Consider the following 15,829-nt stretch of genomic DNA (forward strand, 5'->3'; position numbering starts at 1 on the left):
CTTTCTAACCCTATTCCTTTTTTTTCGTCATTTGCGCGGCCTCTACCTGCTTGTGAAGCCCGGTCTTGCCGTGCCGCGCCGAGAAGGTCTTACGGTCCTCCTCTCCCCAGCGGGCCGTCAATTCGGGCCCGCAATGTGGGCAGGACATGATCAACGCTGCTTCTTCTCGACTGTGGCGATCAAGCTCCGCACCGATAGCGGGATCGTCATCGACCGTTTGATCGAAGATGGAGAAGATTTTCTGCATGGCTGCCTCGGCACCTGCCTCGGCCTCGGCCCGCCTATCGATCTCAGGCAGCGCGCCATATTTATCGAATATTTGCAATAAGATGTTCAGATTGCGCGGATTCGCGGATAAAAGGGTCTTGTTGACGACCTGATTGATCGCCAGTTCGATCTTGGAAACGCGCTTGCCATTCACCATCACTTTATCATCGCGGATTCTCGCAATGATCTCAGCTGGCGTTTCCGCTCTTCGGCGACGCCCCTTGTTTCCGGAGACACCGGGAGGGAATTGGCTGTGCTTGGGCGGCTTGCCATAACCCACTTCATAGTCGTCAGTCTTCCTTGGCATTGCCAACCTCCTGCGCAATCTCGTTGAAGCTGCGGCCGGAAGCGGCATCAACCGCCTCCATTCCCGTCCATTGCTGCCATCGGCGAACGGCCAGATCGACATAGAGCGGATCGAGATCCATACCCCTGAAACGGCGCCCCGTGCGTTCCGCGGCGATCAGCGTCGTGCCGGAGCCCAGGAAGCAGTCGAACACGATCTCGGTTCTCAGGCTGCTGTCGATGATGGCCTCGGCAATCATCTCGACTGGCTTGGGCGTGGGGTGATTGGCGAGCATGTCGCCCTCACGTCCCTTCCGGCTTGATGCGGCGCAGGGCCAGGACCAGAGGTTCGACCGGTCCCGGCCGTGACGCCCCAGTTCCACATTGTTGCGATGGCGCGCACCAGGCATGGCGAACAGCAGGATCAGTTCGTGCTGAGATCGGTAGAAGCTGCCCATGCCTGCCCGGTCCTTGGCCCAGACGCACAGGTTGATCAGCTTTCCGAACACGGCCTCCGCTGCCTGCTGCAGCAGGCGCAGACTTCGCCAGTCTATGAAGAGATAGACGAGCGCCCCAGGAGCAAGGACCGTGGCCATTGCCCGGCAGAACTTGCTGAAGAAGTCCAGCAGCGCGTCACCGTCCATCTCGCCCGATGCCTGGACGAACTCCCGGTGCCGCCCCCTCTTCGAGACAAAACCGTCTATCCTGCAACCGAAAGGGGGATCGCACAGGGCGACCGACACCGTTTCGCCATCCAGCAACGCCAGGATCGCTTGGGAATCTGTCGCGTCACCGCAAAGCAGCAGATGGTTGCCGCACTTCCAGATGGTCCCCGGCTGGGAAACCGCCAAAGGCTGCATGGCCGGGATTCGGTCGGCTTCCGCCCCGACGGAGGCGGCGCCTATGATCCGGTCCAGTTCTCCCGGCGCAAAACCGATCAAACTGGCGGAAAAATCCTCGATAGATTTCTCGAACTCGCGAAGCGCTGCCTCCATAGCCGCATTGTCCCAGTTGCCCAGCGTCTGGAGTTTGGTGATGGCCATCCCCATCATCAGCGAATCGGCGCTGGAAAGGCCTGACTGTCTGATCACCCGGATCGTCTTGCGTCTCTGAAGGCGAGCCGCCTCGACAAATATCTCGCCGGAAATCACGCGATTTTCGTCATCGACCAGGACCGGAAGCACCCGGTCGCCGTATCGCGCAACTATCGGCTTCGCACGGTCGATATCCGCTTTGCTGATCTTCCATGGATGACCGGGAAGCGCCTGAAGGTCATTCACCCGGATTTCAACCGCTGCAGAGAGATTGTCCCCCAGCCCCGGAATCTCGTTCAACTCACCGCTACCTAAACTCATATTGCCCTCCGTGATTCGATGGAGGGCACTTCATTGGTACGGAAAAAATCGGCGGATAAAGCGGAAAATCACCGCAAGCTCATTTTTTTGGCCGCCCGCGTTTCAGGTCATCGCGGGGAGGGAATGAGAGACACACCGGGGCAGACGAAATACCGATGGTGCGGGTGATTAAGCGCCGCCCTTTCGATCCCGTCTTCGGCCCAACAAGTTCGAGCGGATCCGGGTGTAACTTGGCAATGGAATGGGCGATTTCCGCACGATACTGGCGATAGCGGCGCTCGAGCGACCGGCCCCGCAGTGTCCGGCGAACGACCAAAACGCTTCGTCCATCGGGCGCCATGTCGACACCATATAACGTCAGACCCGCCTCGGCTATTTCGACGACCGATCGCTCCAGCGCGATCTGTGCTTCGAAATGAGCCAGAACACAGGCGCGATCCTCATCGCGAGGGCGCCCCTTGCGCCGCCCTGGGTTCTCTCCTTCGCGTTTCATGACCTATACCTCCCGCAAGACAGGAGCAGCGTGACCAGCTTTTACCGGATTGGGAAGCCCCCTCCCCCTGCGGCTGAATCACGGGAGGGGACTCTCTGCCGATTGTCGGCTGATCGCACTCGATCGATCGAGAGTGTCTGCTCTCCACTCGCCGCCGTTTTCCGTTCACCCAGCAGGTCGTGTTTACTGCGCAGCCATTACCCGAGCGAAAAGCAGCACCAGAACAGCTACCCTCCGGCCCGTCTGTACGACGTTGCAACAATGCGAAGGAGATATTAGCAGCAGAGGCAGGGGCAACCCAGACGGGGGATTTCATGAGCTTAGCCAGGGCGGCACGCGTCACCCTGTTTCTGTTGGGGTCGTTCAGCGCAGCGGTATCGCCCTATGCCGTCGGCATCGCCATCGCGCAAACCAGTCCCGCGGCGGTCATCGCGAAGGAGGCCAGCCCGACGTGGCTTACGCCACGCAGCCTGCCACAAATGTCACGAGATCAGTTGAGCCATGCACAGGATGGCACCGCCTATCTGCTGACCGATTGGCAGGTGCGCGCCAACGATACGGGCTATGACAGCTATTACCGCTTTGCCAGCAAGGTCATCGACCGCAGCGGGCTTGAACAAGGCGGAAGGATTTCTGTGGGCTTCGATCCCCGGATCGAGGATGTCGCGGTAAATTTCGTCCACATCATCCGCGACGGCAAGACGATCGACCGAACGGCGGAAGTGCAATTTTCCGTGGTTGAACGGGAGAAAGACCTGAATGACGGGATAATCAGCGGCAATCTTCAGGTGATCAGCAATCTGAAGGATATCAGGGTCGGCGACATTATCGACTATGCGACGACGCGCCATGTCCGCACCAAATTATGGCCCCATCACTATTTCAGCAGCTTCACGGACCGCTTTTCCGAGCCTCTGGGCTATCGCGCAATCCGTATCCTGTGGCCGTCGGCACAGCCGCTGACCTTCAAGGCAACCAACAGCGCGATCAGTTTCGCCGCCAAGGATGCAGGCGACATGCGCGAGTGGGAATGGGTCGGCGCCCAACGGCCGTTCGAGCAGGGCGAAGGCGACGTCCCGGCATGGTATCCCCAATATGGCCGGGTCGACATCTCCACTATGAAAAGCTGGTCGGAAGTCGCCCAATGGGCGGTGAATCTCTATGCGGGGGACGACAGCCTACCCGCTGACTTCGAAAAGCGACTGGTCGAAATCGCCAAGCGCTGGCCCAAGGCGGAAGACCGGGTGACGGAGGTTACCCGCTATATTCAGGACAATATCCGCTACGTCGGGGAGGAAATGGGTGAAGGCTCCTATGTGCCCCGCCGCCCTGCGCTCGTCCTCGAACGCGGCTATGGGGACTGCAAGGACAAGAGTCTGTTGTTGGCCGTAGCGCTGCGCCGCGTAGGAATCGATGCGGTACCGGCATTGGTGTCGACCAGCCCCGGTTTTGACCTGCCGGACCGGCTGCCCTCGCCCGGCATGTTCGACCATGTGATTGTGCGCGTGATGCTTGGAGGGCAGCCGCTCTGGATCGATCCCACAGCGACCCATCGCGGCGGGCGTGGGCTGGGCATCGTGCCCTCCAATCTTGGCTATGCCCTGCCGATCCGCGCCGGGCAGGCGGGGCTGGAAGAGATGAAGGGCTTCGACAGACTGGCCGGGACGATGGATGTGACGGAACAGTTTGCCGTCGACGAAAAGGCGCCAACGGCGCTCACCCTACGCGTCGAAACCCGCTACTCGGACAGCCTCGCCGACTGGATGCGCAGCCGCGTTGCAACTCGGGGCATGCCCAACGTCGCGCGGGGCAATCTGGAGTTCTACCAGAAGCGCTTTGCCGGGCTGACCGAAAGCAAACCGCTGGAGGTGCAGGACGATCGCGACGCTAACCGGGTCGTGATGATCGAAAATTATGCGCTGGCAAAGGCCGACTTCGACAAGGACAAGACCTTGTCGGACCTCAATACCAACGCCTATGCTGTGAGCGACATCCTGCCCGGCAGACAGGCAGGACTGCGCAAACAGCCACTTTCCCTGCCCACCGCTATCAGCCGCACGCATGTGATCGAGGTCAAGGCGAAGGACCGTGCCCCCTGGTCACCCGATGACATCGATATGCAGGCAGGCGACATTCATTTCTACCGCCAGTCCACCCAGTCGGGCGATACGGTGCGGATGGTCTACAAACTGAGCAGCGGAAGCCAGAATATGGTGCCGGCCGAGGATGCCGAGGCCGTTTACGCCATTTCCGACAAGATTGCCGAAGAAAGCGGCCTGCGCTTCTTCCTCGACAAGTCGCCCAAGCCGTCAAAACCGTCCCTTGCAGCCGATATGGAAGCCCTGGCTCCCTATCGCGACGATGTGCAAAAAGCCGGTACGCTGATGACGAAGGGGGATCAGGCGTCCTTTGTTGAGGCGCTGTCGATCCTCAATCAATTGAGTGAAAAGGTAGAACGTCCTTCCAAGGGGGCCGGTCTTGTCGACGGTATGAAAGGGGTCCTGCTCGCCAGCCTCAATCGCGCCGCACCGGCGAAGGCAGCTTTGCTCTCCAGCATGGAGCAATATCAGGGTAGTCCGGACATGATCCGAATGCTCGCGGGACTTCAGATCAACGCGCTGGAATATGCGCCGCTATTCGAGACTCTCAAGGTTGCGGTTCAATATCAGCCGTCCGTAGTGGCGACGCTGGACCAGGACTGGGTGCGCTATCTGTCCAGCCATATGCGCGCGCTTCCTCCGACGGAGCGGGAGGAAAAACATGACGAGTTATGCGTCCTGCTGGCGAGCGGCCAGTGGCGCATGCAGCCGCGCACGCTGGAAGGCAATGGCATGCTGGAATGCGCGATCAAGGCGCATCTGAAGCGCAATCAGCCCGCCGAGGCGCGCGCTCTGCTGGCGCAGCATCCTTCCGCCGATACATTGGCCAAGCTGGCAGTGGACAAACGCTATCAAGCGCTTTGGCCCGACCTTGAACCGCTGTCAGCGTCCGGCTTCAGAAACAGTATCGAGGAGGAGGTGAAGGAAGCCGCCGAAGCGGCCAAACAGGCGCCTGACGATTTTGGCGCAGCAACGCGCTATGTCCGAGCGCTCCGCGTCGCGGGCAAGGCCGATCAGGCGGTGACCGCAGGCAAGGTGCTGGCGGGAAAGAAGGACCGGATCGAGGCCAGCGGCGACCCCGCATTCTGGTTCGTCAACGAATATGCCTATGCCCTTGCCGAGTCAGGGCAAGTGGACCAGGCGATTGCACAAATGGACGGGCTGTTGGCGTTGGGTGTCGATACCTATCCGAGCCTGGTATCACAGGTGATCAACAGGGCGGAGATGCTCAACCATTGGGGCAGGAGCAACCTCGCCCTTACCGCCTTCGACGAGGCGGAAACCAAATATGCCCAGCATGCCAGCCTCTACGGCAAGATGTGGATCTGGGCCGGTAAGGCCTGTGCGCTGAGGGAGATGAAACGCGACGCGGAGGCCAAGGCGTGGGACGATCGACTTCAGGAAAAACCCGAGGAGAATGTCTCAGCGGTCACCATGGCTGCCGCTTGTCGCGATGATCGCATAGCGATCGAAGCGCAGCTCCTCAGCCGCATGGCTGATCCCGATAAGCGCGACGATGTGCTGGGCGGATTCGTTCGGTTCGAAGGGAGTGAGAAGCCCTCGCCTTTTGACCTCAAGCTTCGCCGTGTGATGGACACGGCACGATCTGCTCCCACTGTCCAGGAGAAGCTCAAGGAATATGGGCGATCGGTCACATTCGCTGGAACGCGGGCATATTGGGGAGAATATTGAATACTGGGCACGTGGTACCCTGCATCCGTCTCTACAAAACCACGCTCTCAGTGAATGGCTCCCATCCTCTGCGGCTCGGTGAAGATTTTCGACGACACCATCCCTAAATGCTACCAGCCCGTTCCCTAAGATGCGGAGCAAATTCCCTACGCCTCAACCAGGGAATTTGCTTCAGAAACCAGCCGAAATTCAGCGCCTTACGTCAGACCGAAGGCATTGACCCGCGCCATTTTCGAACGAAATTCCCTAAAATCTGCTTGTTTAGGGATTTCTCCACACTGAGACCGGGCGGCTCTGTTGCAAAAATCGTGAAGCTTGAGCATGCTTGGCGGAGATTGGACGGACGGAACGATGACGGATTTCAAGTGGCGCCATTTCCAGGGTGATGTGATCCTGTGGGCGGTGCGCTGGTATTGTCGCTATCCGATCAGCTATCGCGACCTTGAGGAAATGCTGGCGGAACGCGGCATTTCGGTCGACCATACGACGATCTATCGCTGGGTCCAGTGCTACGCCCCGGAGATGGAGAAGCGGCTGCGCTGGTTCTGGCGGCGTGGCTTTGATCCGAGCTGGCGCCTGGATGAAACCTACGTCAAGGTGCGGGGCAAGTGGACCTACCTGTACCGGGCAGTCGACAAGCGGGGCGACACGATCGATTTCTACCTGTCGCCGACCCGCAGCGCCAAGGCAGCGAAGCGGTTCCTGGGCAAGGCCCTGCGAGGCCTGAAGCACTGGGAAAAGCCTGCCACGCTCAATACCGACAAAGCGCCGAGCTATGGTGCAGCGATCACCGAATTGAAGCGCGAAGGAAAGCTGGACCGGGAGACGGCCCACCGGCAGGTGAAGTATCTCAATAACGTGATCGAGGCCGATCACGGAAAGCTCAAGATACTGATCAAGCCGGTGCGCGGTTTCAAATCGATCCCCACGGCCTATGCCACGATCAAGGGATTCGAAGTCATGCGAGCCCTGCGCAAAGGACAGGCTCGCCCCTGGTGCCTGCAGCCCGGCATCAGGGGCGAGGTGCGCCTTGTGGAGAGAGCTTTTGGCATTGGGCCCTCGGCGCTGACGGAGGCCATGGGCATGCTCAACCACCATTTCGCAGCAGCCGCCTGATCGGCGCAGAGCGACAGCCTACCTCTGACTGCCGCCAATCTTTGCAACAGAGCCTCCATGGCACGCCCGTGATCTTCGCCGGCGGGCGGCTGCGTTTCGCCAGCGACGACGACGCCAAGCAGTTCGCGGATAACCTGCTGCGAACGCTCAATGCCGTCCGCGAGCGGGTGGGCGACATGTATCTCGTCCATGGCGGTGACATGAAAGGCATTGAGCGCCTGGCCGCGTCTTGGGCCGAGCAGAACGGTATCCAGCAGCTGCGGTTCGGGCTCGATCGCAAGCTCGGCGATCGCGCCGGGTTCCGCCGCAATGAGCAGATGCTATCGGTCAAGCCGCGCTACGTCATCGCCTTTCAAGGCAATGGTGTCACCGAAAGGTTGGTGATCGAGGCCAAGGCGCGCGGCATCCACGTAGTCGATCGCCGCGGACCGCTTGGCACACCGCCAGCGTCGCGACCCTGCGGCTGATCCGCCGCGCCGGCCGCTTCGGCGGCCGGCTTTCCCCGTTTCGAAATGCTGCGAATTCCGGAGGGGAGGAGGGCAGGGCGGGTGCGTCCCGTTTCCCGGAGGTTTGCATCATGTTCATGCCCGATCACCCCACGGCGCGCGCGCTCCTTGCCTTTCGCTCGGCGCATGGCCGCCGCTGGAAAGCGAAGCTGCTATTCTTGTGGTCGACCGGCCGCGACGTCGAAGAGGCCGATGGCGCGTGCCTGCGCCAGTTGCGCAACCAGGCCGGCCCAGCATGGCTTCGCCGGCTATCGCCACGCCGCTGGCGCGCGATCGAGAGATTGGCGGAGCCCGGCGATCGGCAAACGGCCTCGATCTTCCTTGATCGCGCGCGCGAGTTTCACGAAGGAGCACGCTTTGGAGCTACCGTTGCCCTTGCCCCGGCGCTGCACCTGCTGGCGATATCCTGCGAGCTGGGGCTCAAAGCCTATCTTATGAGCCGGGGCTGGTCGCACGATGAGGTCGCGCGTGATATTCGTCACGACCTCATCGCCGCCTTCGACGAAGCGCGGCGGCTTGGCCTCCCGTCCCCGGGCTGTGTTCTCGTCGATTTGCTTGCAAGCCTCGGTGCCGCCTATGCTGCGCATCGCATCGACGCGCTGGTGGCGGATGGATATGTTTGCGATTTCGCGGCCGTGCTGCGCGCGATGGGCTCGCTCCTCGATGCCGTGGCGGCCGGACTGAGCCTGCCGATGCCGACGCCGTAACTGCGCCTTCTTGCCCGTCCCCTAGCATGAGCATGCCATGGTTTGGGTTCCGCCGGACGGCGGCGCGGGACATGGTCCGTTTCGCCGCGCGGCTTGGGCGACAGGCGGGGCAAAGTCGAGCTTGAGGTTCGCCAAGGCATTGGACCGGCGTGGCCCTATAGGTCGAGGATACCTGTGATTACCATGAGGGGTTCCTGGCACGCCCAAGCGACGAGCCGTCCTTCTCCTCATCTGACCCCTAAGTCGGCCGTCCGGCCCATCCAACCCGCGATCCTTCGGGCCGAGTTGCCGTGTACCACGGCTGCCCGCACCACCCCTTGTCTCGGGGTTTCCCGGCGCTGCGCCTGCCGGTGGATGATCCGTCCTGTCCGCCTTGGCCGGGGATCAGTCGAAGGGACGGTCCCTTGGACCCAGTTCGAAGGAACTCCAGCCATGCAGAATCTCGTCATCCTCGCCGGCAATGTCGGCGCCACGCCCGAAGCCCGCACCACCCAGGGCGGCACCCGCATCACGCATTTCAGCCTCGCCACCTCGCGTCCGAAGCGCGATAGCAACGGCAAGATCCTCCGCGACGACAACAACCGCCGGCTCGAGGATACCGAATGGCACCGGATCACCTGCTTCAACGGGGTCGGCAAGACGGTCGAGCAGTATGTCGACAAAGGCATGAAGGTCATGGTCCGTGGCCGCATTCACTACACCCGCTGGACCGACAACGAGAATATCGAGCGCTACGGCGTCGAGATCATCGCCGATGAGGTGACCTTCCTCACCCGCGCCAAGGCGAACGACAATGCTGGCGGCGGCCACGAGCCCGAGGATGATGAAATCCCATTCTGAAATCGGTCCCATTAGGCCCGGCGGCATCGCCGCCGGGCCTCCATTCCTGCTCAGGCCGGAAAGGAGGCAGGCGGATCAGCGGGATCGGCATCGCCCGTGGGCATAGCGGTCCCAGCGCAGCACGGTGCCTGTGCGGATCATGGCGCAGCTCAGATCGCCGAAAGAGGGCGCCGCGCACCAGGCGCCGGTCCTGTTGCCACGCGCATTGCCAGTTGAAAGGCAGCGCATGGTGGGGCCATCGACCAGAATGTGGCCCGTGCTGGTGCGCCCCTGAGCGCCGCCGAGCAGATTAACAAGAGCGTCACGGGCGGCCAGAGCGCTCGCCTCGGGGCAGGGCTGACCTGGCCGGCAACTCCCGTCCATCTCGCGGGCCGCAATTCCGGCGAGACGGACATGCATGCCTTCACGGCACCAGATCGGTCCATCTCCATCCCAGACGCGCGTCGGTGTGCAGGCGAAAACCTGACCATCGGGAATGACGGTGGCGGCAAGCAGGAGTGCGAACAGCATCGCGGCGACGCTAGCCCAGCGGCGCGCGCTTGTCATGGGTATGCCATCGTCGGACCGGCGGGGCGGGCGTGACCGCCTGGGCAAAAGTCGGCGGGATCATGGGGGCCTGGCCGGCGGGGCCACCCGCTCTTAATCAGGCGCAATCCTTGGTCCGACCAGCGGCCTATTGCGATCAACCCGCAAGGGGTCCGGTCGCTGCGCTACGGCTTTTTGGGCTGCGCCAAAAAAATGATCGTGGCCGCCGGCCGGACACATCGGGCGCCAGTCGAGCGGGACGGACCCGCCGGCGCGCAAAGGAGCCCCGACATGTTCACCGACATCGCAACCGCTCGTCGTCACGCCTTCAGCCTCTCGCGCAGCCTCATGGTGGTCACCTTCGTCATCGCGATAGGGCAGCAATATGGGGTCATCACCGCGGAGGATGCGGACGGCAGCGTTGCCTTGGTGGCCGAATATGATCCATTCGCCTGATGGCTCCTCCGGGAGCCTACGGCTCCCGGCTTTGCCATGGAGGGCGTGTCATTGATTCAACGAAAATAAAGGCAGCAGCGCTAGGCATTTGGCATGGATGAAGGTGCGCCAATCGAAATTGCCAACGATGATCCCTTGTGGAACCAGGCGATCCAAGATGTGAACGCGTGGCGCGGCGCGTGTTTGCAGCATTTCTCGGCGGCTGAAGCGGCCGTCACCGAAACGCTGCTCCTTCTCAAGGCGATTCCGGGTCGAGGGGAGGCAGTACGGCTGCGGCATTTGATCGGTCAGCGGTTCGATGACCTCAGCAAACTTATCGAGGCAGAAGGCGCTTTCGCTCAAGAAGGCAAGGCGGCCGCCAAGGCCCTTTCGGATCTCCGCACACTCGAGGGCCTACGGTCGTTTCTTGCCCATGGTCAGGCCAAGATCGCGCTCGAGCGAACCGGAAAATGGATCGTGATCTTGCGACATGTCTCGATCCGCGGGCAGCAGGCTGAACGCCTGGTGCTGCTTTTCGAACAAGCCGAGGCGGAAGAACGTCTCACCGATCTGAAACGGAAAAGTCAGAAGCTTTGCTCTGTTCTCGGCAATTTCCGGCGAACCGTGAAGAGCTGAACGGGCGGCTCCGGCGATGCCGGACCGGGCTCTAGGCTTCGCCCTGAGCCTTGGATTTCCAAGTCTCAGCCCATTCGGGTGACGATCCCTGCCGCGCGGTTCCCGCCTAACGCGCAAGAGATTGCCAACGCTCTGCCTGCCGATTGACGGCCAAGTGCTTTTCAGGCGGCCATTCAATCGTCGCCAGAAAGGCATTGAGCTGATCTATAGGCTCAGCGGCGCTGAGCACGCGGGCATCATTCCAACGCTTCGCATCTGCAGGCGCCGCTGCCAGGACATTGGCTTCAAGCGAAAGCAGCTCCGCCCGAGAAAGGCCAGGAAGCGCAATCGCTACCGCACGGCAATGTTCCCTGACGAAGAGACGGCGCAATTCCTTGGCGATTTTGCCATCCCTCGGGCAGGAGGCCGCTGCCTTGCGAGCGTGAAACATCCGGCCAGCATTGTAGACGGTCGAAAATTTGTGGCTGTTGTTATCACCGCCCACATGGCGCTTGAAGATCCGGTCGTTCAGGCATTTGGCGGTAATGCCGATGTAGCGCGCATGGCCTTCATGATCGTAGAGCGCGTATATGCCCTGGCCCTGCGGAACCGTCTCAAGGCGGGCGGGCGCCGTCCCCAGCAATTGGGCGAGGATCGATGTTGGATCGTACATAGTCTGTCGCTGAAATCAGATGAGGCGGCGCGCTTCAAGTGTCCCAGATGCCGTCGTGATCCGGAACGGTCAGTCCGGACGGGTGATCAACTTGGCCTCCGCGATCGCCACCCGTAGGTGACGACACGCCTTCAGCCTGTTTGGATCTGCTGGCTAAGCTGGCTGTAATGACCCAGCAGACGCTCGGTTTCTTCTGGATCAATGCCAAGCGCACCGTCCAGCTTGCGGACGAAATCCTGTTCGGCGCTGCCGTCAAGCGAGGGCCAGTTCTGGGTGGTTTTCCAGATGGCGACCGTGCTGCGGGTCACGAATGCCGCAAGCTGGGTTTGCTTGCTGCCATCGGCCGCCATTACCGAGCGGGCAAGGGCCCAACGGCTCAATACGATCAGAGCGAAACAGTCATAGGGCAGCTCGGTTTGATGCTGCCCGATAGAGATACGGGATAGCAGCGCTGCTTCCGATCGGCTGCCCAGCCACAACCGTTGAAGGATGCGCCCGGCGCGAACGACGAAGGCACGTTCACGATCGTGCTGTTTGGGAACGAGGTCGAGCGCGAAGAGCTCGTCGCGCTGATCGCCATCCTTGATCTGGAGGGGACGGCGGCAGGCCTCGACCATCAACCGAAGGATGAAACAGATTTCGGCCGTGAGTTTGCGTGGTGGAGGCGTCTCTTCGCTGGCCAGGCGGGCAATATAGGCCTCGAAGCTATCCAGAGCCTTCAAAATGTCGAGGCTTTGCCTCTCGGCTTCATCGCGGCGGTAAACCCGTGGCTCTCGCGGAGGTGGATTGCCGTCTTCGCTACCCGATGGATCCTCTAAGCGGTTGCCATGATCCGGGCCGGGATCATCGTCGCTTTGCGGCATCTCGTCGGTGTAGAGCGTATCGTCGTCGGCATCATCACCCTCTTCTTGCTGGGGCAGGTTGATCCCACGCAAGATGATCCTGAGGAGGTTGACTGCGTCCGGATCATCAAAATTGAGCCGCCCGCTGTCGCCCGTCGCCGGGACATTTGCTGCCATGGCCGTTCGGAAAGCTTCCGGGCTATCATAATCATAGACCTCGTGCTCGGCATCGCTGCCGCTGCTCTTCGTTCGTGCCTGTCCCGCCGACGTGGCAGGTGTCACCGCTTTTCGTCGGCCCTGCGGCGTCTCGGAAAATATGATGGCGGCCAGATTTGCCAGTTCAAGAAAGTCGCCATCCTCCAGTTCGACCTTCGCAAAGGCTGAGCGCAGGCGCTTGTCGCCCATGCCAGGTGCGGCATGGGTCAAGCTGACCTCATCGTTGACGATGACGGCGCTGGTTAGCGTTCCATCGGCCAATCGCACCCGCGCGATTAGAGGAGGGCGGGGCTTACTGGGTAGCTCGACTGACCGGCCACGGCTGCGGGTCGGATGGAATGGAAATTCACCCTCTGCTATGACGAGGGTGGCACCCTCCGGCTCCGTAATGCGGTTCGAGGGTGTCCATCGGATGGTGTTGCCGGCGGCTTCCAACGTGCCAGGAGGGATGCCCGCGTCGGACTGGGTATCGGTCAGTTGCTTGGCTTGCGGATATAGATGCTTACGATCAATCGGCACCGAAATATCCAGACCCAGAGCGCCTAGGCCGGTGCCCGCCTTGAGCCGGCGATAGATCGAACACTCCGCGTTGCGGGCCGCTTTGTCGGCGAGGCCAAGGGCATCATCTGAGCAATTCGCGCTACCATAAACGAGATGATCCCAGTGCTCGGTCTGGATGAGCAAAGCCTTGGCATGGATGAAGCGCGCGCGGTCATTACCATCAAAGATGCTTGCGAACCGGGCATCGGGTATGAGCGGCAAGCCATCGAGTGGGAATTGGGGCCGGTGGGCGCTGAGCGCGATAATGATTTCCTGGGGGCGCATGGCATCGATCAGGCCGAGCAACCCGTCGAGATTTGCGTCCCAGTAAGGGGACATGACGATGAGCCGGGTTACGGGCACGGTGCCGACAAGCCCAGCGAGGCGCATGAGGATGCCAGCCTCGCCTTTTCCGGCTTCGCACAGCAAATCGACAAACGAGCCATCGCCTAGCGCGAGCGGCGCGTCATTGGCGTCTATCTCAAACAGCCAGGCCGCATCGCGTTCGATCAGATCAAGCTTGCGCTTCATCGCTTCAAGTCCAGCGTCCTTCAACCAGGGCGCGACATAGTCGAAGGCCTTGCGGATCAGCTGGCGACTGGCGTTCGCATCCTCATCGTCGCGTTTGCGCCACCATTCGATTTGACCGACGATCTCCCGGTTGCGTCCCCAACCCGCTGCCGTCGCATTGGCTGAACCGATGATCACGCAACCGGCATCGCTGCCCAAGCGGATGCTGACTTTCGGATGGAAGGCGCCGGGCACGGAAATCGGCAGCAGGGCATAGGCTGAGCCCGCTCGCGCAAAGGATTCCGGTGTCTGCGCGATCGCGCGCTGCAGCATGTTGGCATCGGCCATGAGGATGTTGTTGTCGCAGCCATAGCTGCGCAGCCGATGATGGAGCGATCCATCATAGAATGCCGCGTCTACAGAGTAGGTCGTTGTGATCGAGGTATGGAATCCGGTCCGCGCCAGATCCTTAAAGAGGCTGATTCTGTTCAAGGAACGCCTCCCCGTCCGCTGTCACGCCGCTGGCATGCAGGTATCCCGCATCGCGCAGCACCCGGGTCAGATTGAAGAGCCGGGGCGTGGTGTAGCCATACTCCCCCAACCGCCCTTCGCTCAGCAGTCCGTCTTCAACCAGGAAATGATAGGTGAAGGTGCCCGCCGCCGAAAGCTTGCGGCCGGCGATGATCTGATGATCGATGATAATATGCCTGAACAGAACAGCGGCGATCGCTTGCTGAACGGGCTCCTGTCGTGCCGTATCGAGCGTGCGCAAAATGCCGTCCAGCGACCGACCGTCACGCCCGGCTACGGCGGCGATGATAGGTCGGACATTTCCCTCGTTCTCGGCCCATTTCGCCCAGAGGATGCCGAGCAGCTTGAATGCATCGAGTAGTGTCCCCGGTGTTGGCTGCAAGCCCGACCTCAAATTTTCAAGGACGACTTCGGCGTGAAGCGCCTCGTCATTGTCGGCGAGCCCGACCAGAGCGTCCGCCCAATCCGACCAGGTTGATGTGTTCTGCGGGATCGCCTCATCCACCAGTTTGGCGACGAGTTGTCGTGGTTCGATGCCGTTGGTGTAGCTCTCGCATTGTAGGCCTATCAGGCCATTGAGGGCGCACTCCAGGGCAATATGTCCATATTCATTGGCTTGATAGGCGCGCCATCGGTCGACGGTCTTGCCCGGGGGCTGATACGGTTGCCCGTTTGGAAGTGCGCGCGTGTAAAGCGCTTGGCGCAACCCGTTGATGTCGCCAGGCTCGATGCCGTTGCGATAGAGGTCGAGCACGAGCCAGATAGACGCCCGGCGCGCTAAACTCGCCTTGGATTGGTCTCCTTGCCCGAGCAGAAAGTCGCGCAACGCGGCCTGTTCGGGCGAACCGTGCGGAATGTGTGCAGGGTGGATGGCCGCACCAATGTTTTGGAGCTGCTGCGATGTCGCTGTTCCAGAAAGCAGGACGGTCTCGATCTCATCTGCTATCGGACCGATCGAACCTGCAAAAGCGGCAGAAACCAGCTGGCCCTGACCCTGGGTGACCGGCACGGAAGATGCGGTGAGCCAGCCCATTTCGGTCAAAGTGGGCGCATAAGCCGCCCCATAGTTCCCCCGCGCCGCTTGCAGATAGGTTTTCTCGGATGTTCGGTCGTCGGTGAACGGCCTGAAGTCGATGCCATTGCTGCGCGCTACGTCGCGCTGCTGGTTGGCCCAATTTGCTCCGCCCAATCCATCGCTGCCGTCCATATCATTGATAACCGTCGCGAGCGCGTAAAGCGCCTCGCCCCGTCTCATGAAGCGGGCAAAGCGGGCTGGATCATCCGAGTGGTGCTTCTTTTCGTAGAGTTCAATCAACCATGGGAAATAGGCATAATATCTGAGGCGATTGGTGATGTTCGTGATGTTCGGAACCAGAGATTGGTAAATCCTGATGCTCGTCGCCTGGAGGCCAAGAGGGTCGAGGCCCATCGTCCAGCTGCCGGTCTTCGTCCAATAGGGATCGCCGTCCTGTTCAGATAATTCGAGTGCTACGCTCACTTCGTTCCCATTTTCCATTATTTTGACGCTGGAGAATGCCACTTTGATACTTCCACAATCATATTGGCGTGGTTCTAGGCAGTG

Annotated in this window: 13 protein-coding genes and 1 pseudogene; 7 read left to right on the top strand and 7 right to left on the bottom strand. The window is 61.0% G+C overall.

Annotated elements, in window-relative coordinates; genetic code table 11:
• Positions 1-10: 10 nt before the first annotated feature.
• From SIDU_RS14540 to SIDU_RS19430, 3 genes are all read right to left on the bottom strand, one after another.
• Positions 11-574 (bottom strand): DUF5681 domain-containing protein, encoded by a 564-nt coding sequence (locus SIDU_RS14540; RefSeq protein ID WP_129965701.1) that lies wholly within the window; start codon positions 572-574, stop codon positions 11-13.
• Positions 558-1,907 (bottom strand): DNA modification methylase, encoded by a 1,350-nt coding sequence (locus SIDU_RS14545; protein ID WP_073507163.1) that lies wholly within the window; start codon positions 1,905-1,907, stop codon positions 558-560. Before SIDU_RS14545 ends, SIDU_RS14540 begins: the two co-directional genes overlap by 17 nt.
• A 79-nt stretch (positions 1,908-1,986) precedes the next feature.
• Complete coding sequence (locus SIDU_RS19430; protein ID WP_129965703.1) at positions 1,987-2,400, bottom strand: hypothetical protein; 414 nt, start codon at positions 2,398-2,400, stop codon at positions 1,987-1,989.
• Between the two features lie 314 nt (positions 2,401-2,714).
• Between SIDU_RS19430 and SIDU_RS14550 the strand changes: the two genes are divergently transcribed.
• The 5 genes and pseudogenes from SIDU_RS14550 to SIDU_RS14570 all read left to right on the top strand — a co-directional run bounded on the left by SIDU_RS14550 (position 2,715) and on the right by SIDU_RS14570 (position 9,360).
• Positions 2,715-6,191, top strand: coding sequence for a DUF3857 domain-containing transglutaminase family protein (locus tag SIDU_RS14550; protein ID WP_025771300.1), 3,477 nt, complete (start codon positions 2,715-2,717; stop codon positions 6,189-6,191).
• Between the two features lie 351 nt (positions 6,192-6,542).
• On the top strand, positions 6,543-7,307 hold the full coding sequence (locus SIDU_RS14555; protein ID WP_001389365.1) for an IS6-like element IS6100 family transposase: 765 nt from the start codon (positions 6,543-6,545) through the stop codon (positions 7,305-7,307).
• 53 nt (positions 7,308-7,360) lie between these two features.
• Positions 7,361-7,774, top strand: a pseudogene (locus tag SIDU_RS14560) (DUF2493 domain-containing protein); the annotation flags it as partial.
• 110 nt (positions 7,775-7,884) lie between these two features.
• Positions 7,885-8,520: a hypothetical protein gene (locus SIDU_RS14565; protein ID WP_007682667.1), complete on the top strand. Its 636-nt coding sequence runs from the start codon at positions 7,885-7,887 to the stop codon at positions 8,518-8,520.
• 432 nt (positions 8,521-8,952) lie between these two features.
• The gene (locus SIDU_RS14570) at positions 8,953-9,360 is read left to right on the top strand and encodes a single-stranded DNA-binding protein (RefSeq protein ID WP_007682669.1); all 408 of its coding nucleotides are present in this window, start codon (positions 8,953-8,955) and stop codon (positions 9,358-9,360) included.
• Between the two features lie 75 nt (positions 9,361-9,435).
• Here the strand turns inward: SIDU_RS14570 and SIDU_RS14575 are convergent, their stop codons facing one another.
• Positions 9,436-9,870 carry a thermonuclease family protein gene (locus SIDU_RS14575; protein WP_037508858.1) on the bottom strand — a complete coding sequence of 145 codons (435 nt, stop codon included), beginning with the start codon at positions 9,868-9,870 and terminating at the stop codon, positions 9,436-9,438.
• A 306-nt stretch (positions 9,871-10,176) separates the two neighbouring features.
• Between SIDU_RS14575 and SIDU_RS14580 the strand changes: the two genes are divergently transcribed.
• Positions 10,177-10,341, top strand: coding sequence for a hypothetical protein (locus SIDU_RS14580; RefSeq protein ID WP_007682673.1), 165 nt, complete (start codon positions 10,177-10,179; stop codon positions 10,339-10,341).
• Between the two features lie 93 nt (positions 10,342-10,434).
• Positions 10,435-10,956, top strand: coding sequence for a hypothetical protein (locus tag SIDU_RS14585; protein WP_007682675.1), 522 nt, complete (start codon positions 10,435-10,437; stop codon positions 10,954-10,956).
• A gap of 106 nt (positions 10,957-11,062) precedes the next feature.
• Here SIDU_RS14585 and SIDU_RS14590 read toward each other — a convergent pair whose 3' ends face one another.
• From SIDU_RS14590 to SIDU_RS14600, 3 genes are all read right to left on the bottom strand, one after another.
• Complete coding sequence (locus SIDU_RS14590) at positions 11,063-11,608, bottom strand: hypothetical protein (protein ID WP_007682677.1); 546 nt, start codon at positions 11,606-11,608, stop codon at positions 11,063-11,065.
• A gap of 131 nt (positions 11,609-11,739) precedes the next feature.
• Entirely contained in the window at positions 11,740-14,208 is a 2,469-nt protein-coding gene (locus tag SIDU_RS14595; protein WP_007682678.1) for a phospholipase D-like domain-containing protein, read from the bottom strand.
• Positions 14,186-15,787, bottom strand: coding sequence for a hypothetical protein (locus tag SIDU_RS14600; RefSeq protein ID WP_233431832.1), 1,602 nt, complete (start codon positions 15,785-15,787; stop codon positions 14,186-14,188). The genes SIDU_RS14595 and SIDU_RS14600 overlap by 23 nt, the downstream gene beginning before the upstream one ends.
• Between the last annotated feature and the right edge of the window lie 42 nt (positions 15,788-15,829).

This window comes from Sphingobium indicum B90A (assembly GCF_000264945.2).
Lineage (GTDB): Bacteria > Pseudomonadota > Alphaproteobacteria > Sphingomonadales > Sphingomonadaceae > Sphingobium > Sphingobium indicum.